The organism is Lentzea waywayandensis (genome assembly GCF_900115955.1).
Lineage (GTDB): Bacteria > Actinomycetota > Actinomycetes > Mycobacteriales > Pseudonocardiaceae > Lentzea > Lentzea waywayandensis.
This window is the reverse complement of record NZ_FOYL01000001.1, coordinates 419,577-442,606: the sequence shown is the minus strand read 5'-3', so window position 1 is coordinate 442,606 and position 23,030 is coordinate 419,577. Positions and strand designations below refer to the sequence as shown.

The window sequence follows — 23,030 nt, the reverse complement described above, 5'->3', positions numbered from 1 at the left end:
TTAACTCACATGGACTACTCCGGCGAATCTTTGGGAAGCTCGAGGTTCGTGTTCTTCTCCAGGAACCTCAGGAGCTCCACCGGGAACGGCAGCACCAGCGTCGAGTTCTTCTCCGCCGCCACCTCCACGATGGTCTGCAACAGCCGCAGCTGAAGCGCGCCGGGTGTCGCCTCCATGGTCCCGGCGGCCTCGGAGAGCTTCTTGGACGCCTGCAACTCGCCGTCCGCGGTGATGATCCGGGCGCGGCGCTCGCGTTCGGCCTCGGCCTGCCGCGACATCGAGCGCTTCATGCTCTCCGGCAGCGCCACGTCCTTGATCTCGACGCGGTCGATGTCGATGCCCCACTCCAGCGCGGGCGTGTCGATCATCAGCTCCAGGCCCTGGTTGAGGCGCTCGCGGTTGGACAGCAGGTCGTCCAGTTCGCTCTTGCCGATGATCGACCTGAGCGAGGCCTGCGCGACCTGCTGCATCGCGAACCGGTAGTCCTCGATGTTGATGATGGCCTTCGCCGCGTCCTGCACCTTGAAGTAGATGACGGCGTCCACGCGCACGGTGACGTTGTCGCGCGTGATGCCGTCCTGGGCCGGCACGGGCAGGGTGACGATCTGCAGGTTGACCTTCCGGAGCTGGTCGACCCCGGGAACCAGCATCGTCAGCCCCGGCCCGCGCACGCCCTCCCGGAGCTTGCCGAACCGGAACACCAGTCCCTGTTCGAACTGTTTGATCACTCGGGCGCTCATCGCGAGGCCGAGGCCTCCGAGCACGACGAGACCACCGAGGATTTCGAAGAAGATCATGAGACCCCGCCCTTCACCGGCGAATGCCCTTGATCTCCAACGGTACGCCTCAAACGCAGCTCAGAAGCGGGTTCGCCCAGTCGGAGTGGTCGTGGGCGTTGCCGTCGCCGCTGTCTGTGACCCGGAACGTCAGCACCGTTGCTCCAGACGTGTCGACGGTGATCGGAACAGCCGCGCTTTGTCCTGTGAGAGTGGGGCTTTGGTAGGCGGACACACCGTCCTCGAGGACCTCGAACCGGACGCTGCCGCCGCCGTTCGTCTCGTCGTCGACACCGATCGTGGCGGTGAGCGTGGAGCACTTGCCGCCGGTGTAGATCTGGAACTCCGAGTCGGCGTGCGTGCCGACGCCCCTGTCGAACTTCGCTCCGCGAAGGCTCATCGGGTTGCCGTCACCGCCCGAGTTCTCACCGTTGCTGCGGTCGCGTTCGATCGGGCCCCAGCCGTTGCGCTCGTCGAGGAACTCCAGTGCGGACACCTGTGCCTCGCCCCGCGGAGGACGCGGGGTGGCGGTGAAGTCCTTGGTGATCGTGCTCGTCGCCTTGCCCGTGGTGATCTCCGCGAAGACCGGCCGCGTGCCGGTCTCCCCGCCTTCACGCTTGATCGTCACCTTCGCGGAGCCGCTGGAAAGATCGACGGTGCTCGGCGTGACGGACCAGTTGTCCGGCGCGGTCAGCGTGGCCGTGGTCCTGCCGGGGCAGGGTTTGCTCACCACCAGTTCCGCCTCGACCTGCTCGCCTGGTTCGAGAACGGTGTCGGCGGCGTTGAGTTGTGCTGTGGGCGCGCAGTCGACGTTGCGGCCGAGTTTGCCCGTCGCGGCCTCGACTGCCGTGAGCGGCCGGAGTAGCACGGAATACGCGTACTCGTTGCCCGCCTCCACCTGATACTGCGGCAACGGCTCGTGGAACGTCTCGCTGACGCCCGTCACGCGGTGTGCCGCGTGCAGGGTGGTCCAGCCGTCGTTCTTCTTGAGCGCGAACGGGTACGCGGCGCGGTCGAGGTCGTCGTACCGCGAGACCCGGACGTCCAGATCGCCCGCGACGAGCAGGCCCGCGCGGCCGTTGGACAGCGTCGCCCAGCGCGTGTCCGCGTGGTTGCCGAAGTCCTGCGGCTTGTAGTAGTCGTTGAACTCGCGGTCCACAGTGGACTGGTAGACGCCGACCGGGTTGCCTGCCTTGCGGTCGTCGTAGTTCTCGCCCGGACCGCGGCCGTACCAGGTGAACTTGGTGTAGTCATCGGGAACCTTCAGCGTGAAGCCGATGCCGGGCAGGTAGCTCAGGTCGCGCATGCGGTCCTGGGCGGCGACCCGATGGCCCACGTTGATCTCGCCGTCGCCCGTGATCCGGTAGGTGAAGGTCTGACCGAAGGACGCGGTGGCCACGGCCTGGGCGGTGGACTTGGCCGTGATGACCGTGTCCGTCGCGTTCTGGGTGACCGTGACGCTCGACGGCGTGGTCTTGAGGCGGTCGAGACCGTTGCGGTACCAGGAACCGTCCTCGCTCATGAACTCGTTCGACAGCGGGGCGCGCCACGCGTCGAGTTCCGGACCGGTCCTGAGCAGTTCGGTGCCCCGCACGCGCATCGACGTGAGCGTGCCGGACCTCTTGCTGACGACGTAGCGGAAGTCCTTGCCGGACACCACGATCTCGTCGTCGTTCTGGGTGGTCGTGAGCTTGCCGGGGGCTCCCGGTGCGTGCAGGCCGGCGATCTGCGTGCCGCCCAGCGGGAACTGGGCGATGCCGACGTCGTTGCCCTGCCGATCGGTGGCGCGGACGGTCAGCCAACGCTCGGTCTCGGCGGTGAAGTCGGGCAACGTGATCGTTCCCGGCTGGAGCCTGCCGCGGTGCTCGGCGATCGTGCGGCCGTTGTCCTGGACCTGCCAGCGCAGTTCTAGGTCGTCGGTGCCGGTGAACTGGCGTTCGCTGACGGTCGTGAGCTTGTTGCCGGTGAAGGAGAACCGGATGGGGGAGTGGACGGCCATCAGTTCGGTGGTCTCCGGCTGCGGCCGGCGATCCGCCCACACCACGCCGTCGACGCCGCCGGTGCCCGCGCCGTAGGACTGCTTGCGGCCCTTGTCCTCCAGCTTCTCGAAGTCGAGCGCCAGCACGGCGGTCTTCCTCGGGTCCTGAGCCAGCTCGGTGTCGGTCAGGGCGCGGTGGTAGACGCGGACCTGGTCGACCGAGCCGTGCGCCATGCGCGTGCCGACGTTCTCCTGCATGGTCTCGGCGTTGCGGCCGATGTTGACCGGCCAGTGCGACCAGTCGATCGCACCGCTGTAGTCGGTGGTGGAGACCTCGCGGCCGTCGATCAGCAGCCGCAGCTTCGCACCGTCGAACGTGCCGGTGACGCGGTGCCAGTTGCCGTAGAAGTCCGCCGGGACCGTGGCCCGGACTGTGCGCCAGGTGCCGCTGTGGATGAAGAACTCCAGCGTGGTGGCGTTGGACATCTTCAGCGCGTACTGGTGGTCGCCCTTGGAGATGACGGTGAAGTCGCCGGTCCAGGTGTCGGGCTTGACCCAGGCGTCCAGCGTGAGGCCGGTGGTGACCTCGTCGAGCTTGCGGTCGCGGTAGACCTCCACGAAGTCGTCGAGTCCGCTGAGCTGCAACGCTTTACCGTGCGGTCCGTCCACCTGGGACGGTCTGCCGGACAGGTAGGACAGGATGCCGTTGGCATCATCGGGTGTGGTGTAGAGCGGGAGAGCGATGTTCTGCTCGGCCCAGTCCCAGATGAAACCGCCCTGCACCTGCGGATAGGCGCGCACGACGTCCCAGAACTCCTTGAAGTTGCCGAGGCTGTTGCCCATCGCGTGCGCGTACTCGCCCATGATGATCGGCTTGGTCGTGGTCTTCGCCTTGGCTTCGAGGCTCGCGGGTGACGGATAGCGCGGGCCGGCCACGTCCGCGAACGGCGCGTCACCGTCCGGCACGTTCGGCTGGTGGTACAGCGGGCGGGTGTCGTGCTTCCGCGCGTACTCGGCCATCGTGTAGTGCGCCTTGCCGAGGCCGGCCTCGTTGCCGGTGTCCCACATGACCACGCTCGGGTGGTTCTTGTCGCGCTGCATCATGGCGGTGAACCGGTCCTGGAACGCGTCCTGCCACTCGGGGCGTTCGGCGAGGCAGTTGGCCGGGCAGCCGTCGTGGTGGTGGGTCTCGATGTCGACCTCGTCGGCGATCATCAGTCCGTTGCGGTCCGCGAGCTCGTAGAAGTACGGGTCGCTCGGGTAGTGCGACGTGCGGACGGCGTTGATGTTGAACCGCTTCATCAGCCGGACGTCTTCGTCCTGGTCGGCGCGGGTGACGTAGCGGCTGCCGTGCACGCTGGTCTCGGCCCGGTTGGTGCCGCGGAACAGGACGCGCTTGCCGTTGATCTTGAACTGCCGGTCGATGATCTCGATCTTCCGGAACCCGACCGGCTGCCTGCCGGTCTGGATCACGCGGCCGTCCTTGAGCAGCTCGATCCGGAGCTCGTGGACGTTCGGGGTCTCGTCGGTCCACTTCAGCGGGTTCGCGACCTTGCCGTCGGTGACCTGGACCTCACGGCCCTGCGGGTCGAAGAGCCTGGTCCGGACGGTGTGGCCGTCCTGAGGGCCGCCGATCTTGACGTCCGCGCTGATCGTGGCGTCGCGGTACTGGGCGTCGAGGTCGGTCTTGATCGTCACGTCCTGGAGGTACGTCCTCGGCGTCGAGTAGAGCCAGACCTCGCGGAAGATGCCCGAGAACCGCCACTGGTCGTAGTCCTCCAGGTGGGAGCCGGAGCCCCAGCGGTGGACCTGGAGCCTGATCGTGTTGCGGCCGGGCTTGAGCCTGCTGGTGATGTCGAACTCGGCGGGCGTGTAACCACCCTGGTCGTAGCCGACGTACGTGCCGTTGACCCACACGAAGTATCCGCTGGTCACGCCCTCGAAGCGGACCAGTGTGCGGTCCCAGTTCGACGGCAGGTCGAACGTCTTCTCGTAGACGCCGGTGGGGTTGACGTCGTGCGGGATCGCCGGCGGGTTGTCCGGGTACATCTCGGTGGGGATGTTGCGGAACATCGGGTGGTCGAGGAAGTCGGTCTGCCACGTGTGGGGGACCTTGACCGTGCGCCATCCGTCGGGCGTGTCTCTGACGTCCTGCGGCCTGTCGAACATCCGGATGCGCCACTCGCCGTTGAGGCTGAGCTTGCGCTCGGGTTTCAGATCCGGGTGCGGAGGTTCCTGGTTCTCCCCGGTCATTCTGGGATTCTCCAGATACGCCAAGGCATCCAGGGGTTCGGCCTGCGCGGTTGCGGGGGCCAGTGAGAGCGCTACCACCGTGGCTACGACGACACGAAGCATGCCTTCGGAAGCTAGGGGCGGCGTGCTGACGACGTCAACGAATGTCCGCTCTTTCTGTCCGAACGGATCGGGGCGTGCGCGTCCCAACACCCGGAAATCACGCTCCACTCCGCGGCACGCGTTAGTGTCGGATGCATGCAGACCTGGTCATCAATTCCTGTGCCGCGGGTTCCGGGGGACCCCCGCCCGCTGCGGCTGTTCGACACGGCCACGGGCGAAGTGCGTCCGACGGCTCCAGGAGACACCGCCAGGTTGTACGTCTGCGGGATCACGCCGTACGACGCGACGCACCTCGGCCACGCCGCCACCTATCTGGCGTTCGACCTCGTGCACCGCGTGTGGCTCGACAACGGCCACAACGTGCACTACGTCCAGAACGTCACCGACGTAGACGATCCGCTCCTGGAGCGGGCGTTGCGGGACAAGGACGACTGGGAGGTGCTCGCGATGCGCGAGACCGCCCTGTTCCGCGAGGACATGGAGGCGTTGCGCGTCCTGCCGCCGCAGGACTACGTCGGCGTCGTCGAGGCGGTCCCCGAGATCGTCGAGGTCGTCGTCAAGCTGCTGAACGACGGCCACGCGTACCGCGCCGACGACTCCGAGTACCCGGACATCTACTTCGCGCACGACGCCACGGGCCGGTTCGGCTACGAGTCGAACTACTCCGCCGAGAAGATGCTGCGGCTGTTCGCCGAACGCGGCGGCGACCCGGACCGCCCCGGCAAGCGCCACCCGCTCGACGCGCTGCTGTGGCGCATGAAGCGCCCCGGCGAGCCCGCGTGGCCGTCCGAACTGGGCGAGGGCCGCCCCGGCTGGCACATCGAGTGCAGCGCCATCGCCCACAACCGCCTCGGCGCCGGCTTCGACGTGCAGGGCGGCGGCTCCGACCTGATCTTCCCGCACCACGAGTACTCCGCGGCGCACGCCGAGGCGCAGACCGGTCAGCACCCGTTCGCCCGCCACTACGTGCACGCGGGCATGATCGGCCTCGACGGCGAGAAGATGTCGAAGTCGCGCGGCAACCTGGTCTTCGTCTCGAAGCTGCGCTCGCAGAAGGTCGACCCGAACGCTGTCCGCCTGGCCCTGCTCTCCGGCCACTACCGCGAAGACCGCCCGTGGTCGCAGGACCTCCTGGACACGGCACTGGCGCGGCTCGACAAGTGGCGCCAGGCCGCCGGCCGCGACACCGGACCGTCCGCTGTGGACACCGTGACGCGGCTGCGCGACCACCTGGGCAACGACCTCGACACGCCCCGTGCACTCGCCGCGATCGACGCGTGGGCTGACGAGGCGTTGACGCACGGCGGTTCGGACAAGCACGGGCCGTCGCAGATCCGCGACGCCGTGGACGCGCTTCTGGGCGTGGACCTCTAACCCGCAGGCCATCCGGTGGCGCTGCTCGGTTGCAGCGCCACCACCAGGCACTCGGGGACGTGGTTGAACGCCTGCGCGCCCGAGGTCGTCGCCGCCCTCCCCGTCAGGTAGAGCGCGCGCATCAGGCCGAACGCGATGAGCCAGTCCTCGACCTCGTCGAAGCCGATGAGCCACGGCGTCGGCTCGTCGATCCTGGCGCGCACCCTCTTCGCGGGTCCGGGATCGGTGAGGCTCTCGCGGTGCCCGGCCCAGAACTCGTCGGAGACCGGGAACATCCGCCTCAGCAGCACGTCCGCGGCCGGAGTGCGCCACCACTTCGCGCGTCCCGGCGGCACCACGCCGTCCTCGAGCAGGCGCAACAGTTCGTCGAGCCGGTCCGCCATCGCCGTGAGGTTCTCGTCCGAACTGCGGGCCAGCACGCCGTCGCCGGCGGGGAAGGCGTCGAAGTGCACCTCGGTCATCGCGCACCGTCCGCCGTCGCGCGCACCCCGAGCCTCACCAGGCGCAAGGCCATCGCCTCGGCGGAAGCGCGGTCGTAGTCACCCAGAACGGAACGGCCGGAGAGGTGGATCTCCATCGTCTTCGCTCGTGCCCGCGCATCGTCGTGGCCGCACACCGTGCGCAGGACGTAGTGCACGAGTGCGAACGTGTTGATGTCGTCGTTGTGCACGACGACCTGCCAACTTCCCCCAGAAGTCATGGATGAAGTATGCGACAGCGCCACAATGGACCCGTGATGGAGGCGGCACGGCGCGACCTCGCGCGCATGCGGGAGTCAGCGGCGGCGTGGCAGGAACTGCGCTACGAGAGCACCAAAGACGGCAGCGACGCGAACGAGGTGCCGCGCGCGAAGGTGCTGTGGGCGTTGCAGTACGACCGACGGCCCGACGACCTGCCGCTACTGCGGTTCCTGGCCGAGCAGGAGGCGTTGTGCCGTCGCAACGCGCCGTTCCAGGGCATCGGCGAGGAGGCCCGGCTGGCAGGCTTTCTGCTGGCCGTGCACGGGCAGGTCGAGGACGTGTGGCGGCAGCACGCGATCAAGCGCGCCAACTTCGACACCTGGTGCGGCTACGACCAGGAGCACGTGTTCGCCGCCGGTGCCGAGGCGACGGTCGCGTACGTGCGGGCGAGCGAGCACCCCGACCGGGACGAGGTGCTGGAGTTCCTCCTCGACCGGGAGGTGGACGACGAGGACGTGCGGGAGTGGCTGGAGGGCCGCCACGAGTGGTTCCCGCGCGATCCCGGTGACGAGGACCCGCTGACGTGGGTCGAGCGCGCGAAGCTGGCGGGGGAGCGGGAGCTGGCCCGTGCCGAGCTGGACCGGTGGGCGCTGAGCCGTTCGAGGGACATCGGCACGTTGAACCAGTTGCGCTACGAGCTCGCGGATCTCGGGGAGTTCGCGGAGGCGGCGCGGACCCAGCGGGAGGCGCTTCCGTTCGCGGACAGTGACTGGGATCGCGCAGTCGGGTGGTGCGTTCTGGCCCAGCTCGAACGCCAGGCCGGCGATCACCGCTCCGCCTGGGACGCGTTGCGGGAGTGCGGGGCGGCCTTGCAGGGCGTGGCCGACTGGCGGGAGGTCGGGCTCGGGCGCGATTTCGTGAAGGAGCTGTACCTGCTCGCCGGGGTCGCGGAGATCGGACTCGCCCGGGAGGTGTTCGCCGAGGCGCAGCGGCAGGCGCGGGACGTGCCGGGGCTGCCCCCGGTCGTGCTCCAGGCCGCGGCCGACGCGGCGCAACGCTGCCGGTGAAGGAAACCGCCCCCGAGGCGGAAGCACCGGGGGCGGTCTCGTTCAGCGGTTACAGCTGGTCTGCTCAGACGTCGAGCGTCCAGTTGTTCAACGTGCCGGAGTCCAGGAACGCCGCGTCGCGCACGCGCAGCGTCCAGGTGCCGTTGGCAGCCTCACCGGAGAGGTTCTTGGTGTAGGTCTCGTTGATGTTGTCGGCCGAGCCGCCGGACCGGTTGTGCAGGTTGACGACCGTGCCGTCGGGCGCGATCAGGTCGACCACGAGGTCGCCCTTGTAGGTGTGCGTGATCGAGACCTTGATCGACGAGGTGGCCGACGCGTTGCCCGCGCAGCCGGAGACGACGATCGTGCTGGTCACCGTGGCCTGGTCCGGAATCGCGACCGGGGTCGAGTTGGTCCGGGCGTCACAGCTGCCGCCGACCGCGTTGACGACCCACGAGAAGGTCGCCGTGCCGGTCTTGTTCGCGGCATCGGTCACCGTGGCGGTGACGGACGAGGTGCCCGCCGTGGTCGGGGTGCCGGAGATCGCGCCGGAGGCGGACGCCGACAGACCGGCCGGGAGGCCGCTCACGGACCAGGTGTACGGCGCGGTGCCGCCGCTGGCCGAGAGCTGCAACGACGCCGCCGTGCCGACCGTGGAGGTCTGCGTGCCGGGGTTCGTCACCGAGGGGTCGCCCGGCTGGCCGCCGCCGAACAGCGTGTAGAGCAGCTTGTTCGGCGTGTTGGCGCCGACGTTGGTGATCTTGTTGGGCGTGGAGGCGGCGTTCAGGCCGTTCCACACCGCGGCCGGGCTGTCGGTCGGGTGCGTGGCGAGCCACAGGGCAGCCGCGCCCGCGACGTGCGGGGTGGCCATCGACGTACCGGAGATGTTGTTCGTCGCGGTGTCGTTGGTGTTCCACGCCGACACGATGTTCGAACCCGGAGCGTAGATGTCCGTGCAGGAGCCGTAGTTGGAGAACGACGAACGGGCGTCGGTGTTCGTCGACGAGTTGACCGTGATCGCCTCGGTGACGCGTGCCGGCGAGGTGCTGCAGGCGTCGGTGTTCGAGTTGCCGGACGCGATGGCGTAGGTGACGCCGGCCGCGATGGAACGGCGCACGGCCGCGTCCAGGGTGGCGTCGGCGCCGCCGCCGAGCGACATGTTGGCGACAGCGGGCTTGACCGCGTTCGCCGTCACCCAGTCGATACCGCCGACGACACCGGCGGTGGTGCCGGAGCCGGAGCAGTTCAGCACCTTGACGGCGACGACCTTGGCGGCCTTCGCGAGGCCGTACTGCGAGCCCGCGATGGTGCCGGCGACGTGCGTGCCGTGACCGTTGCAGTCGGTGTTGTTGCCGTCACCGGAGGTGTTGGTGCCCCACGTCGCACGGCCGCCGAACGTCGTGTGCGTGGTGCGCACACCGGTGTCGATGACGTACGCCGTCACGTTGGACGCCGTGGTGTCGTACTGGTAGCTGTTGCTCAGCGGCAGGTCGCGCTGGTCGACGCGGTCCTGGCCCCAGGACGGCGGGTTCTGCTGGACGTCGAGCGCGTGCACCTCGGCGTCCTGCTGGACGAACGCGACCTTCGGGTCCGCGGCGAGCTTGGCGGCCTGCTTGGCCGTCATCTTCACCGAGAAGCCGTTGAGCGCGTGCTGCCAGACCTGACCGACCTGGCCGCCGTACTTGCTCGCCAAGCCCGGTGCGGCGGCCCTCGACGCCGTGTCGGCCTTCAGCGAGACGATGTAGCTGTCCTTCACGACATCGGCGCGGTCGGCGCCGAGAATCGTCCCCACGTTTTCTTGAGCTGATGCGGCGGGGACCACGGCGGCGGCCAGACATACGGCGGCCGCGGCAGCGAGTCCCGTACCCAAGACTCTTCGCATTGCAGGGTTCTCCCTCGTGCAGGGAACAGGGTGTCCAGCACGCTAGCCCTAAACCGCAGGTCAGAGGGATACGCCGAGGAGTGCGAACTGTTGACAGATTTGACATTTCGTGTCAAAGCGACAGTTGCGGACAGTCACGGAAATAGGCCGAGAGAAGGCATTTGCTTTCCCTATATCAACCCGAACGCCACGAGGTCCACCCCTCGATCGACCCTACCGTCCGGTAGACATGCCGAAGTAGCGTCGCCCAGACGGAGGAACGAACTGATCGGGCAGTTCGCCGCCTGGGGACGCCATTCATCCGGTGTCGTACGCGCTGTGTTGCAGCACAGCTGATCTCCTCATCGCGGTTGCCCGGTCCGGCGTTACACCGGCCCTGCACAGAACCGAAGATCAAGGAGAATTGCCTATGAAGCGCATGGCTGTCGCAGCTGTGGCCGTGTTGGCGGGTGCTCTCGCGACGACGGTCTCCCCTGCCGCCGTCGCCGCCGAGGGACCGTCCGCCGACCTGCTCGCCGCGATGCAGCGCGACCTCGGACTGGACGCCCGGCAGGCGGCGGAGAGGCTGCACCAGGAGAGCGCGGCCGCGGTCCTGCAGCGGGTCGCGGAAGGTTTCGCCGGCGAGAGCTACGGCGGCGCGTGGTTCGACGCGTCCATCGGCAAGCTCGTCGTGGGCGTCACCGACGCGGCCAAGGCCGACCGGCTCCGCAAGCTCGGCGCGGAGCCCCGCACGGTCGCGCACAAGGCGAGTGACCTCGACGCGGCCAAGGCGAAGCTGGACGCGGCGCAGGCTCCGGCCGAGGTCACCGGCTGGTTCGTCGACACCAAGGCGAACGCGGTCACGATCACCGTCAAGCGCGGCCAGACCCAGGCGGCACGGACTCTGGTGGAGAAGGCGGGCGCGGTCGCGAAGGTCGTCGAGACCGACGAGGCACCGCGGTTGTTCAAGGACACCCGCGGCGGCGACGCCTACTACATCAACAACGCCGGACGCTGCTCCGTCGGCTTCGCGGTCGAGGGCGGCTTCGTCTCCGCCGGGCACTGCGGGTCGCCCGGCGACACGGTGACCGGCGTCGACAGGACGGCGATGGGCGAGTTCGAGAAGTCCTCCTTCCCGGGCAACGACTACTCGTTCGTGCGCACCAACTCGTCCTGGACGTCCACGGCCAAGGTGAACCACTACGGCGGCGCCGACGTCATCGTGTCCGGTCACACCGAGTCCGCGGTCGGCGCCTCGATCTGCCGTTCCGGCTCGACCACGGGCTGGCACTGCGGCGAGGTCCAGGCCAAGAGCCAGACCGTGAACTACCAGGAGGGCTCGGTCAGCGGCCTCACGCGCACGAACGTGTGCGCGGAGCCCGGTGACTCGGGTGGCTCGTGGGTCAGCGGCACGCAGGCGCAGGGCGTCACCTCGGGTGGCTCCGGCGACTGCACCAGCGGCGGCACGACCTACTACCAGCCGGTCAACGAGATCCTCCAGACGTACGGCCTGACGCTCACCACGGGCTGATCACCTCGCTCGGTAGGCCGTGGCCAGCACCGAGACGGTGACCTGAGTGCCCGGCACGTGCGCTGCGCGGCGCGCGTGCCGGGCACTCGGCGTCATCCCGAGCAGGTCCTCGGCGTCCGGCCCGCTCAACGGCATCGAGTACGTCACGTGCTCGGTGACGACGGCCTCGAAGTACCGGTCCAGTGCCAGGTGCAGGCGTTCCTCCTTCGCCGGGTCGACGTCGACCGACTTCGGCAGCCCGGCCAGGTGCCGCCAGGTGGGCCGCACCACGACCAACCGGCCGTCCGCCCGCAGCACCCGGTGGAACTCGGCGGGGTTGCGCGGTGCGAACACGTTCAGCACCACGTCCGCCACCCCGTCGGCCAGCGGGAACGGGCGGAACACGTCCCAGGTCGCGGCGGCTGCTCGGGCGTGGGCACGTGCGGCCGAACGCAGCGCGCGCACCGATGTGTCGAGTCCCAGCCCGCGGGCCTCCGGCAGGTCGTCGAGCACTCCGGCCAGGTAGTAGCCCGTGCCGCAGCCGACGTCCAGCACGGTCGTGGCGGACGTGGCGCCCGCCAGTCGCGCGATGGTCTTGCGGATGGGGGAGTAGTGGCCGGTGGCCAGGAACCGGTCGCGGGCCCTGACCATGGCGGGTTCGTCGCCGCTCGTGGCGCGGGTGTCCGCCAGAAGGCTGACGTAGCCGGGCCGGCCGATGTTGAAGGTGTGGCCTGACAGGCAGCGCACAGCGCCGGAAGCGAGGCTCAGCTGCTGCCGGCAGGCCGGGCAGCGCAGCAGGTCGAGGGACAGTTCGAGGGCGCGCGAAAGCGACATGGGCGTTCCAGACAGGGTTGTGTCGTGAGATGGGCATGCGAAGGAGGGCGACTCCGTCCGGCTTCGCCCTCATGCCCCTCAGCTCACGTGGAACAACCTGCTCGTGAACGCCACGAACACGACCGTACCGACTAGCCCTGACGCTCTTCCAGCCACTTTTCGCGGTGCACGCGCCAGCGGTCCAGCATCGAGCCGAGCTCGCTGTGGCAGAACCGGAAGAACTCGCGCGTCTCGTCCAGCCGCGAGCCCGCGTCGGAGTTCGCCCCGAGCGCCTTGACGCCCTCGCCGAGCACCTCGTCGATCATGCCCAGCATCTGGTCCTTGCGGAACGTCGTCTCGTACCAGACGTTGTCGCGCATCCGGTAGACGTCGCGGCGTGATCCGGGCTCGCGTTCGCGGCTGACGATCTGGACGGTGGTCAGGTAGCGCACCGCGCCCGACACCGCCGCAGGGGAGATCTGCAGCAGGTCGGCGATCTCGGCCGCGGTGAGCCGTCCGGAGTCCGTCGTCAGCAGCGCCGCGAGGATGCGAGCCGGCATGCGCGGAACGCCGGTGTCCGCCAGAATCCCGCCGAACCGTTCGACGAACTGGCTCACCGCCTGCGTGTCACGCTCCGTAGTACTCGTCACGGCGGCATCTTCCCCTTTCGTCAGCCGATCGAGCAAAATTTACGTCCTTCACGAAGTTGTGAAAGAAGTGTAGCTTACCGGGCATGACATCTGCGATATCCGTGTCGGGCCTGGTGAAGACCTTCGGCTCGACGCGTGCACTGGACGATCTCAACCTGGACGTCCAGACCGGTGAGGTGCACGGCTTCCTCGGCCCGAACGGTGCGGGCAAGTCGACGACGATCCGGGTTCTCCTCGGCCTGCTGCGTGCCGACTCCGGCACCGCGCGGCTGCTCGGCGGCGACCCGTGGAAGGACACCGCGGCACTGCACCGCCGTCTCGCCTACGTCCCCGGCGACGTCAACCTCTGGCCCAACCTGACCGGTGGCGAGGTCATCGACCTGCTCGGACGGCTTCGCGGCGGCTTGAACAAGCAGCGCCGCGAAGAGCTCCTGGAGCGCTTCGAACTGGACCCGCGCAAGAAGGGCCGCACCTACTCCAAGGGCAACCGGCAGAAGGTCGCGCTGGTCGCCGCACTGTCGAGTGACGTCGAGCTGCTGATCCTCGACGAACCGACCTCGGGCCTCGACCCGCTGATGGAGTCCGTCTTCCAGGCCTGCATCAACGACGAACGCGAGCGCGGCCGCACGGTGCTGCTCTCCAGCCACATCCTCGCCGAGGCCGAGGCGCTGTGCGATCGGGTGAGCATCATCCGCAACGGCCACATCGTCGAGACCGGCACGCTCGCCGACATGAGGCACCTGACCCGCACGTCCATCTCCGCGGAGCTCGCGGGGCCGCCGAACGGGCTGACGTCGATGGCCGGTGTGCACGACCTCGTGGCCGAGGGCAACCGCGTTCGGTTCGAGGTCGACTCGGACAAGCTCGACCTCGTGCTCAAGCAGCTCGTGTCCACCGGCGTGCGCACGCTGACCTCGCAGCCGCCGACCCTGGAGGAGCTCTTCCTGCGCCACTACGAGGACGTGAAATGACCGGCACCTGGCAACTGGTCCGCCTGGCCCTGCGCCGCGACCGGATCCTGCTGCCCGTCTGGGTGCTCTTCCTGGCCGGCGTCACCTACTCGACGACGACCGCGCTCGAGGAGCTCTACAACACGCAGCAGTCGCGGGACCTGCTCGGCGCCACCGCGAACGCGAACTCCGCCTTCCTGGCGATGCTCGGCCCGTTGCACGACTGGTCGTCGCTCGGCGGCCTGGTCGTGTGGCGCTGGGGCGTCTTCTCCGGCCTGTTCATCGCGATCATGGCCATGTTGGTCGTCACCCGGCACACGCGCGCGGAAGAAGAAGCGGGCCGCACGGAACTCGTCGCGGCCACGGTCGTCGGACGGCACGCGCCACTGGCCGCCGCCGTGATCGTCGCGGGCGGCACGAGCCTGCTGATCGGTCTGCTTCAGGCGTTGGCGCTGACCGGCAAGGGCCTCGCTCCGGCGGGCGCCTTCGCGTTCGGCCTCTCCACCGCGAGCGTCGGGCTGGTGTTCACCGGCGTCAGCGCGCTCACCGCGCAGCTCTCGGAGAACTCGCGCGTGTCCAACGCGATCGCGGGCGGGTTCCTCGGCGTCACCTACCTGCTGCGCGCGGCCGGCGACGCGGCGGGGGAGTCGGGCCCGCAGTGGCTGACCTGGTTCTCGCCGATCGGCTGGACCGAGCACGTGCGGTCGTTCGCGGACAACAGGTTCTGGGTGCTGCTGCTCCCGCTGGCGGCGTTCGTCCTGCTGGTGGGCGTCTCCTCGTACATCGTGACCCGCCGCGACGTCGGGCTCGGTCTGCTCCCGGCCCGGCTCGGTCCGCCGCACAGCACGATCAGCACGCCGTTCGGGCTCGCGTGGCGGCTGCAGAAGGGTTCGCTGATCGGCTGGTCCATCGCGTTGTTCGCGGTGGGCGTGATCTACGGCAGCGTCGCCCAGGCCGTCGGGCAGATGGTGCAGGACAACCCGACGCTCGGGCAGATCGTCAGCAAGATCGGCGGCGCCGACGCGATGGTGGACGCGTTCTTCGCGACCGTCACCCAGTTGATCGGCCTGATCGCCTCGATCTACCTCGTGCAGGCGATCCTGCGGCTGCGGTCGGAGGAGACCTCGTTCCGCGCGGAGCCGATCCTCGCCACCCCGGTCTCGCGCTGGAGCTGGGTCGCCTCGCACGTGGTGTTCGCCCTGGTCGGCGGCGCGGTCGTGCTGGCGGCGTCCGGACTCGGGCTGGGCCTGGTCTACGGGCTGCAGATCGACGACCTGGGCACGGTCGTGCCTCAGATGCTCGGCGCGGCACTGGCCCAGCTCCCGGCAGCCTGGGTGATCGCGGGCGTGGCCCTGGTCCTGTTCGGACTGTTCCCGCAGCTCACCGGCGTCAGCTGGGCGGTGGTGTCGGCGTCGCTGGTGATCACGCTGCTCGGCCCGGCCCTGCAGCTCGACCAGTGGGTCATCGACGTCTCGCCGTTCACGCACGTCCCGAAGTACCCGGACATCACCTTCGGGCCGCTCGCGTGGCTCACCGTGGTCGCGGTGGTGCTTCTGGCTGCGGGGTTCGCCGGGTTCCGCCGGCGCGACCTGACAACGTGACGATCGCCGGGATCGTGATCAGCAGCGCCGCCGGCACCAGGAAGCCCAGCAACGGGTGGGCCTGGTAGAGCGGGACGAACGCCAACGGGGCCGCGGCCGCGCCCATGAAACGCAGTGACTGCACGACACTGACGCTGCCGCCCCTGTTGGCGTTGTCGCTCTGCAACACCAACGCGTTGATGCTCACCAGCACGCCCTGAGCGGCCGCACCGGTCAGCGCCCACGCGAGGACGACGATCGCGGCCAGCGGCGTGGTGCCGACCGCCGCGACGAGGCCCGCTCCGAGCGTGGCGCCGAGCACGGCGGTGGTCGCGGCACCGAACCGGTCGATCGCTTTGCCGACGAACCGGGCGGTGACGAAGCCGACGACGCCGAACCCCGTGAGCAGCACACCGCGTTCGCCCGCGCCGAGCCCGAAGACGTCGTCGAGCCGGAACGCCACGAGGAACGACAACCCGCCCAGACACCCCCAGCCGATGAAACCGACGAGCGCGGGCCACAGCGTGCTGGGCACGAAGGCACTGCGCAGACTGGCATTGCGCTCCGGCTCCGCGTCCGTCTGCGGCACACCCAGGATCGCGAGCCCCACGGCCACCACGGAGATCACCACGAACGCCAGCCGCCAGTCGATCTCGGCGGTCAGGCCACCGACGAGCGGCGCGGACGTCTGCCCGGCCGCCTGCATCGACCCGAACAGCCCGAGCGCACGCCCGAGCTTCTCCTTCGGCGTCGAGGCCGCGATCACGGCCAGCAGCACCGGCGTCGTGAACGAGTTCGCCGCGCCTTGCAACGCGCGGGAGGCGAGCAGCACCTCGAACGTCCACGAGGAGGCGGCCAGCGCGGACGTGACGGCGTAGGCGATGTACGCGATCCGGACAGTCCGTTGTGGACCCAGCGTTGCGCGAGCGTGCCGGAAGCCAGCATCAGCACGGCGAACGGCACGAGGTAGTACGTCAGCGTCGAGGCAGCGGACCCCGCGGAGCGGCCGAAGCTGGCGCCGATCTCCGGCAGGATCGACGTGGTGATGGCGCCGCCGAACGGCCCGATCAATGCGCCCGCGTACAGCCCGGCGCGTGCCAACCGTCCCAACTGACACCTCCGCCGCTCACCCTATGGCGGGTGAGCGGCGGAGAGTGCCGAAAGGTGGTTGTTGTCGCTAAGTTTTAGCGGTGTGGTGTGGAACGTTGCCGTGGGAATTCGCGGTCAGGCGCCGCGAGGTGCCCTGCTGAGCGTGAATTCACCGCCGACGTTCCACGCCGCGCCGCTAGCTGTCTAGTCCTGCGGCGAGCTTCTGCGTCTTCTCCTGCACGCTGAAGAGGTTGCCCTGGAACGACTCCCTGACGTCGCTGACGGTCGTGTGAGGGCCGTTCTCCCCGAGGGAGTCGACGGAGGAGAGGGGAGCTGCACTGGCGGGAGACACGGCCAACAGCACGCCGCCGCCCGCAGCAAGGCCGACAACGATCTTGCGCACGAGAGACACGGTGGTTCCTGTCTGGAGGTGGATCTTGATACCCATTCCTCGGCGTCTGGAATCCCCAACTCGATCACTCGGAAGCGTGAAAAAGCCGTCCCGGTCCAAATGACCGAGACGGCTTCTGACCTGCGTGAAGGTCGTGCTAGCGAGGGCCGGTCGACGGCCAGCCCGGACCGCGCCCGCGGCGGCGCAGGTAGCGCTCGAACTCCGCGGCGATGTCGTCACCCGACGCCTCGGTGATCTGGAGCTCCGCGTCGCCGCGCTCCTCCAGGGCGCGCACGTAGTTGCGCACGTCCTCGTCCTCGTCGGCCATCTCGGTGACCGTGCGCTCCCACTCCTCGGCCTGCTCCGGCAACGCGCCGAGCGGGACCTCGATGTCGAGCACCTCCTCCACCCGGTGCAGCAGGGCCAGCGTGGCCTTGGGGGAGGGAGGCTGCGACACGTAGTGCGGCACGGCGGCCCAGAACGAGATCGCCGGGATGCCCGCCTGCACGCACGCGTCCTGGAACACACCGACGATGCCGGTGGGGCCCTCGTACTTCGAGTGCTCCAGGCCGAACTTCTCGGCGGCGTCCGCGTCGTAGGCCGTGCCGGTCACCGGGACCGGCCGCGTGTGGGGCGTGTCCATCAGCAGGGCACCCAGCGTCACCACCGTCGTCACCCCGAGAGCGTCGATGTGGCCCAGCAGTTCGGCGGCGAACTTGCGCCACCGCATGTTCGGCTCGATGCCGTGCACGAGGATCACGTCCACGTCAGAGCCGGGAGGGCGGCACACCGACAGCCGCGTCGTCGGCCAGTCGACCCTTCGCGTGACGCCGTCCACCATGCGCACGGTGGGGCGCGTCACCTGGAAGTCGTAGTAGTCGTCCGGGTCGATCTCGGCGAGCGGGGTGGCGTCCCAGGTGAGTTGGAGGTGCTCGATCGCGGTGCTGGCGGCGTCGCCGGCGTCGTTCCATCCTTCGAACGCACAGACCATGATCGGAGCCGTGAGCGGGATGCGCGGGTTCGAAGGGGTCGGGGATTCCTGGGACGGATCGTTCACGGCGCCAGACTACGGCCTCCCCTATCTAACTCATCGTAGGCTTGGCCCATGCGTGATCGCGGAGAGTCGCCGTTGCTGGAAGCGCTGGTGAACCGTGTTGTCGTCGCTGACGGCGCCATGGGCACCATGCTTCAGGCCGTTGACCTCTCTCTTGACGATTTCAACGGTCTAGAGGGCTGCAACGAGATCCTGAACGTCACACGCCCGGACGTCGTGAAGGCAGTGCATCGCGGCTATCTGGAAGCCGGCTGCGACGCCGTGGAGACCAACACGTTCGGCGCGAACCTCGCAAACCTGGCCGAGTACGACATTCCGGACCAGATCTTCCACCTCTCCGAGCGCGGCGCGGCGTTGGCGCGCGAGGTCGCGGACGAGTTCGGCACCTCCGGGCAACCCCGGTTCGTGCTCGGGTCAGTGGGTCCCGGCACCAAGCTGCCGACGCTCGGCCACGCTCCCTATGCGACGTTGCGCGACGCCTACCAGGAGCAGTGCAAGGGCCTGCTCGTCGGCGGTGTGGACGCGATCATCGTCGAGACCTCGCAGGACCTGCTCCAGACCAAGGCGTCCGTCGTCGGCGCCAAGCGCGCGATGACCGCCGAGGGCCGCCACGTCCCGATCATCGCCCAGGTCACCGTCGAGACGACCGGCACGATGCTGCTCGGCTCGGAGATCGGCGCCGCGCTGACCGCGCTGGAGCCGCTGGGCATCGACCTGATCGGACTCAACTGCGCCACCGGCCCGGCCGAGATGAGCGAGCACCTGCGCACGTTGTCCAAGCACGCCCGCGTCCCGCTCTCGGTGATGCCGAACGCCGGACTCCCCGAGCTGGGCCCGAACGGCGCGGTCTACCCGCTGAGCCCGGAGGAACTGGCCCAGGCGCTGTCCGGGTTCGTTCGTGAGTTCGGCACGCGGCTTGTCGGCGGTTGCTGCGGCACGACGTCCGAGCACCTGCGGCAGGTGGCCGAGGCGGTGCGCGACCTGGGACCGTCGCCGCGCCGGCCGCGTCCGGAGCCCGGTGTGTCCTCTCTGTACCAGGCCGTCCCGTTCACCCAGGACGCCTCGGTGCTGATGATCGGCGAGCGCACGAACGCCAACGGCTCCAAGGCGTTCCGCGAGGCGATGCTCGTCGAGAAGTGGGACGACTGCATCGAGATCGCGCGCGACCAGACGCGCGAGGGCGCCCACCTGATCGACCTCTGCATCGACTACGTGGGCCGCGACGGCGAGACGGACATGCGCGCGCTGGCCTCCCGGCTGGCCACCGCGTCGACGTTGCCGATCATGCTCGACTCGACCGAGCCCGGGGTGCTCCAGGCCGGTCTGGAGTGTCTCGGCGGCCGCTGCGCGGTCAACTCGGTCAACTACGAGGACGGCGACGGCCCGGACTCCCGGTTCCAGAAGATCATGCGGCTCGCCTCGGAGCACGGCGCGGCGGTCGTGGCGCTGTGCATCGACGAGGAGGGCCAGGCCCGCACCGCCGAGTGGAAGGTCCGCGTCGCGGCGCGCCTGATCGAGGACCTGACGACCAACTGGGGCATGCGCGTCGACGACATCATCGTCGACTGCCTGACGTTCCCGATCTCCACCGGCCAGGAGGAGGTCCGCCGCGACGCCGTCGAGACCATCGAGGCGATCCGCGAGCTCAAGCGCCGTTATCCGGACGTGCAAACGACTCTGGGCCTGTCGAACGTCTCCTTCGGACTGAACCCGGCCGCGCGTCAGGTGCTGAACTCCGTGTTCCTGCACGAATGCGTGCAGGCGGGCCTCGACACCGCGATCGTGCACGCCTCCAAGATCGTGCCGATGGCGCGCATCCCGGACGAGCAGCGCGCCGTCGCGCTGGACCTGGTCTACGACCGCCGCCGCGAGGGTTACGACCCGTTGCAGAAGCTGATGGAGCTGTTCGAGGGCGTCACGACGAAGTCGAACTCCGCCACGCGGGCCCAGGAACTGGCCGCGCTGCCGTTGTTCGAACGCCTGCAGCGCCGGATCGTGGACGGCGAGCGCAACGGTCTGGAAGCCGACCTCGATCTCGCTCTGGACGAGCGCCCGGCGTTGCAGATCATCAACGACACGTTGCTGGCGGGTATGAAGACCGTCGGCGAGCTCTTCGGCTCCGGCCAGATGCAGCTGCCGTTCGTGCTCCAGTCCGCCGAGGTCATGAAGACCGCCGTCGCGCACCTCGAACCGCACATGGAACGGTCCGACGACGGCGGCAAGGGCCGGATCGTGCTCGCCACCGTGAAGGGCGACGTCCACGACATCGGCAAGAACCTGGTGGACATCATCCTGTCCAACAACGGCTACGAGGTCGTGAACATCGGCATCAAGCAGCCGATCAACACCATCCTGGAGGCCGCCGAGGAGCACCGCGCGGACGCGATCGGCATGTCCGGCCTGCTGGTCAAGTCGACCGTGATCATGAAGGAGAACCTCGAGGAGATGAACTCCCGGGGTGTGGCGGCACGGTGGCCGGTGTTGCTGGGCGGCGCGGCGTTGACGCGCGCGTACGTCGAGAACGACCTGACGGAGATGTACTTCGGTGACGTCCGCTACGCCCGCGATGCCTTCGAGGGCCTGCGTCTGATGGACGCGATCATGGGCGCCAAGCGCGGCGATGCTCCTCTCGTCGACGCCGAGGAACGCGAGAAGGCCGCCGAACGCAAGGCCCGTCGCGAACGTTCCCTGCGCATCGCCGCGGCCCGCAAAGCCGTTGCGGTGGAAGAAGAAGTCGTGACCGGCCGCTCCAACGTCGTTGTGGACAACCCGATCCCGGCGCCGCCGTTCTGGGGCAGCCGCGTGGTGAAGGGCATCCCGGTCGCGGACTACTCGGCGCTGCTGGACGAGCGCGCGACGTTCATGGGCCAATGGGGCTTGAAGGGCACGCGCGGTGGCGGCCCGACCTACGAGGAACTGGTCGAGACCGAGGGCCGCCCACGCCTGCGTTACTGGATGGAACGCCTTGCCACCGAAGGTGTTCTTGCCCACGCCGCCGTCGTCTACGGCTACTTCCCGTGCGTCTCCGACGGCGACGATCTCGTCATCCTGGAAGAGCCCGACGGCTCCTCTCCGGAGCGCTTCCGGTTCACTTTTCCGCGCCAGAAAAGGGATCGCAGGCTGTGCCTGTCGGACTTCTGGCGTCCGCGGGACTCCGGCGAGGTCGACGTCATCGCGTTCCACCTCGTGACGATGGGCCAGCCGATCGCCGACTACGCGAACGAGCTGTTCGGCAAGAACGCGTATCGTGAGTACCTGGAAGTCCACGGACTGGGGGTCCAGCTCACCGAAGCGCTGGCCGAGTACTGGCACAAGCGGGTCCGCGAGGAGCTCGTGTGGCCCAGCGGCGAGTCTGTTGCCGCTGAGGACCCGGCCGACGTCGAGGAGTACTTCAAACTCGGCTACCGCGGCGCGCGTTACTCGTTCGGCTACGGCGCCTGCCCGGAAATGGAAGACCGCAAGCGCATCGTCGAGCTCCTGGAGCCTTCGCGCATCGGGGTCTCACTGTCCGAGGAACTTCAGCTCCACCCGGAACAGTCCACCGACGCCTTCGTGGCGCACCATCCGGAGGCGAAGTACTTCAATGTCTGACCTGCACGCTGTCCTGTGGGACATGGACGGCACGCTGCTCGACTCCGAGAAGCTGTGGGACATCCCGCTCTACGAGTACGCGGAGAAGCTGGGCGGCACGCTCTCCCTGGAGACGCGGGAGAGCATGGTCGGCACCAACGTGCCCACGACGATGCGTCTGCTGTTCGCCGACATCGGCATCGAGCCCACCGCGGCCGACCTGGTGGACGGCGCCGCGTGGATCTCGCGCCGCACCGAGGAGGTGTTCCGCGCCGGCCTGCCGTGGCGTCCGGGCGCTGCCGAGGCCCTGCGCGCGGTGCGTTCCTCCGGTGTGCCGATGGCTCTCGTGACGTCGACCGAGCGTTCGCTGACCGAGGTCGCGCTGGACACGATCGGCCGGGACCTGTTCGACGTCACCGTGTGCGGTGACGAGGTGGACGGGCTGAACAAGCCGCTGCCCGAGCCGTACCTGAAGGCCGCCCGGCTGCTGGGTGTGGACGCTGCGAGCTGTGTCGCGATCGAGGACTCGCCCACCGGGGTGGCCGCGGCGGTGGCGGCCGGGTGCACCGTGCTGGTGGTGCCCTGCGACGTCGAGGTGGCGGAGGGGGAGCGGCGGATCTTCCGCGACTCGCTCGTGGGCGTGGACGCGGACGTCCTGAAGGCCCTCTAGCTCCGCGACCGCTGCCAGCTCAGCCTGGCGTCGTGCACCTCGGGCACGTAGACGGAGACCGTGAAGAACTTGGCCCTGGCGGCGTCCGCGTGCCAGTGGAGAGCCGGTTCGCCGGTGTCGAGTGAGTGCGCGATGTCGGTGAGCATCGCGTCCAGACTGGGCCACAGGGAGGGCAGCCGGCTGCCCTCGTCCACGTCCCACTCGCGGACGCACCCGGACTCCGGCCCCGGACGTTCGTCGACGAACAGGTAGTCGCCCATGCCGTCCGCGGCGATGGGAACGAATTCGCCGAGGAAGATTCCCGACGTCGTTCCCGCCGGTTCCGCCTCGATTTCGAGTTCGGTCCGCTTCCGGGTCCGCTCTCGCTGGGAGTCCTCCAAGGACAACGGGGTGTATCGCGTCGGAATCAGGTTCTCCGCCCCGGCGAGACCCCGGAAACCCGTCGCCCCGGATCCGGCGGTGATCTGGTCGAAAGTGCGGGATGCGTTGACGCGCAACCAGTTGTGGATGCGTTCCCACGGCTGAAGACCGTTCTTCGTCATGGCGCCATGATGCCGCACCGGCACCGCCGACGTTACGCCGGACGGCGGTAGATCTTGTTGTGACGAGCCAACAGCATGAGTTCGGGGGAGGTGTCGGAGTACAACGACACTCTATTTGGGGGGCTCGTGATTTCGAGAACA

19 protein-coding genes are annotated in these 23,030 nt (G+C 68.7%); 7 read left to right on the top strand and 12 right to left on the bottom strand.

Annotated elements, in window-relative coordinates:
- Window positions 1-14: 14 nt before the first annotated feature.
- Both BM417_RS02010 and BM417_RS02005 read right to left on the bottom strand, forming a co-directional pair.
- Window positions 15-794, bottom strand: coding sequence for a slipin family protein (locus BM417_RS02010; RefSeq protein WP_093588540.1), 780 nt, complete (start codon window positions 792-794; stop codon window positions 15-17).
- A 52-nt stretch (window positions 795-846) separates the two neighbouring features.
- A complete protein-coding gene (locus BM417_RS02005) occupies window positions 847-5,007 on the bottom strand; it encodes a glycoside hydrolase family 2 TIM barrel-domain containing protein (RefSeq protein ID WP_245821621.1) in 4,161 nt (1,386 codons plus the stop codon).
- A 237-nt stretch (window positions 5,008-5,244) separates the two neighbouring features.
- Here BM417_RS02005 and mshC point away from each other — a divergent pair, with 237 nt between their 5' ends.
- The gene (mshC, locus tag BM417_RS02000; protein WP_093587991.1) at window positions 5,245-6,483 is read left to right on the top strand and encodes a cysteine--1-D-myo-inosityl 2-amino-2-deoxy-alpha-D-glucopyranoside ligase; all 1,239 of its coding nucleotides are present in this window, start codon (window positions 5,245-5,247) and stop codon (window positions 6,481-6,483) included.
- On the opposite strand, the gene BM417_RS01995 is transcribed toward mshC, so the two are convergent.
- Window positions 6,480-6,944, bottom strand: a complete 465-nt coding sequence (locus tag BM417_RS01995; RefSeq protein WP_093587990.1) for a hypothetical protein — start codon at window positions 6,942-6,944, stop codon at window positions 6,480-6,482. The genes mshC and BM417_RS01995 overlap by 4 nt on opposite strands.
- Complete coding sequence (locus BM417_RS01990; RefSeq protein WP_093587989.1) at window positions 6,941-7,183, bottom strand: ATP-dependent Clp protease adaptor ClpS; 243 nt, start codon at window positions 7,181-7,183, stop codon at window positions 6,941-6,943. Before BM417_RS01990 ends, BM417_RS01995 begins: the two co-directional genes overlap by 4 nt.
- Before the next feature lie 33 nt (window positions 7,184-7,216).
- On the opposite strand from BM417_RS01990, the gene BM417_RS01985 reads away from it, so the two are divergent.
- Window positions 7,217-8,230 (top strand): hypothetical protein, encoded by a 1,014-nt coding sequence (locus BM417_RS01985; protein WP_143138465.1) that lies wholly within the window; start codon window positions 7,217-7,219, stop codon window positions 8,228-8,230.
- A gap of 64 nt (window positions 8,231-8,294) precedes the next feature.
- Here BM417_RS01985 and BM417_RS01980 read toward each other — a convergent pair whose 3' ends face one another.
- Window positions 8,295-10,001 carry a S8 family peptidase gene (locus BM417_RS01980; protein WP_322788930.1) on the bottom strand — a complete coding sequence of 569 codons (1,707 nt, stop codon included), beginning with the start codon at window positions 9,999-10,001 and terminating at the stop codon, window positions 8,295-8,297.
- 499 nt (window positions 10,002-10,500) lie between these two features.
- On the opposite strand from BM417_RS01980, the gene BM417_RS01975 reads away from it, so the two are divergent.
- Window positions 10,501-11,601: a S1 family peptidase gene (locus tag BM417_RS01975; protein WP_093587986.1), complete on the top strand. Its 1,101-nt coding sequence runs from the start codon at window positions 10,501-10,503 to the stop codon at window positions 11,599-11,601.
- On the opposite strand, the gene BM417_RS01970 is transcribed toward BM417_RS01975, so the two are convergent.
- Entirely contained in the window at window positions 11,602-12,414 is an 813-nt protein-coding gene (locus BM417_RS01970) for a methyltransferase domain-containing protein (protein WP_093587985.1), read from the bottom strand. It lies immediately after the preceding gene.
- A 131-nt stretch (window positions 12,415-12,545) separates the two neighbouring features.
- A complete protein-coding gene (locus BM417_RS01965) occupies window positions 12,546-13,043 on the bottom strand; it encodes a GbsR/MarR family transcriptional regulator (RefSeq protein ID WP_093587984.1) in 498 nt (165 codons plus the stop codon).
- 83 nt (window positions 13,044-13,126) lie between these two features.
- Here BM417_RS01965 and BM417_RS01960 point away from each other — a divergent pair, with 83 nt between their 5' ends.
- Both BM417_RS01960 and BM417_RS01955 read left to right on the top strand, forming a co-directional pair.
- Window positions 13,127-14,014 carry an ABC transporter ATP-binding protein gene (locus BM417_RS01960; RefSeq protein WP_093587983.1) on the top strand — a complete coding sequence of 296 codons (888 nt, stop codon included), beginning with the start codon at window positions 13,127-13,129 and terminating at the stop codon, window positions 14,012-14,014.
- The gene (locus BM417_RS01955) at window positions 14,011-15,594 is read left to right on the top strand and encodes an ABC transporter permease (protein WP_093587982.1); all 1,584 of its coding nucleotides are present in this window, start codon (window positions 14,011-14,013) and stop codon (window positions 15,592-15,594) included. Before BM417_RS01960 ends, BM417_RS01955 begins: the two co-directional genes overlap by 4 nt.
- Here the strand turns inward: BM417_RS01955 and BM417_RS01950 are convergent.
- The 4 genes from BM417_RS01950 to BM417_RS01940 form a co-directional block, all read right to left on the bottom strand.
- Window positions 15,524-16,432 (bottom strand): MFS transporter, encoded by a 909-nt coding sequence (locus BM417_RS01950; RefSeq protein WP_245821708.1) that lies wholly within the window; start codon window positions 16,430-16,432, stop codon window positions 15,524-15,526. The two genes, BM417_RS01955 and BM417_RS01950, sit on opposite strands and share 71 nt — an antisense overlap.
- Window positions 16,336-16,683 (bottom strand): hypothetical protein, encoded by a 348-nt coding sequence (locus tag BM417_RS48945; RefSeq protein WP_245821716.1) that lies wholly within the window; start codon window positions 16,681-16,683, stop codon window positions 16,336-16,338. Before BM417_RS48945 ends, BM417_RS01950 begins: the two co-directional genes overlap by 97 nt.
- Before the next feature lie 175 nt (window positions 16,684-16,858).
- A complete protein-coding gene (locus BM417_RS01945) occupies window positions 16,859-17,065 on the bottom strand; it encodes a hypothetical protein (RefSeq protein WP_143138464.1) in 207 nt (68 codons plus the stop codon).
- Window positions 17,066-17,210: 145 nt separating this feature from the next.
- Window positions 17,211-18,110, bottom strand: a complete 900-nt coding sequence (locus BM417_RS01940; protein ID WP_093587980.1) for a PAC2 family protein — start codon at window positions 18,108-18,110, stop codon at window positions 17,211-17,213.
- Between the two features lie 48 nt (window positions 18,111-18,158).
- Between BM417_RS01940 and metH the strand changes: the two genes are divergently transcribed.
- Together metH and BM417_RS01930 are read left to right on the top strand one after the other, a co-directional pair.
- Window positions 18,159-21,698, top strand: coding sequence for a methionine synthase (gene metH, locus BM417_RS01935; protein ID WP_093587979.1), 3,540 nt, complete (start codon window positions 18,159-18,161; stop codon window positions 21,696-21,698).
- Complete coding sequence (locus BM417_RS01930; RefSeq protein WP_245821619.1) at window positions 21,691-22,347, top strand: HAD family hydrolase; 657 nt, start codon at window positions 21,691-21,693, stop codon at window positions 22,345-22,347. The genes metH and BM417_RS01930 overlap by 8 nt, the downstream gene beginning before the upstream one ends.
- Here the strand turns inward: BM417_RS01930 and BM417_RS01925 are convergent.
- Window positions 22,344-22,889 (bottom strand): SMI1/KNR4 family protein, encoded by a 546-nt coding sequence (locus tag BM417_RS01925; RefSeq protein WP_093587978.1) that lies wholly within the window; start codon window positions 22,887-22,889, stop codon window positions 22,344-22,346. The genes BM417_RS01930 and BM417_RS01925 overlap by 4 nt on opposite strands.
- Between the last annotated feature and the right edge of the window lie 141 nt (window positions 22,890-23,030).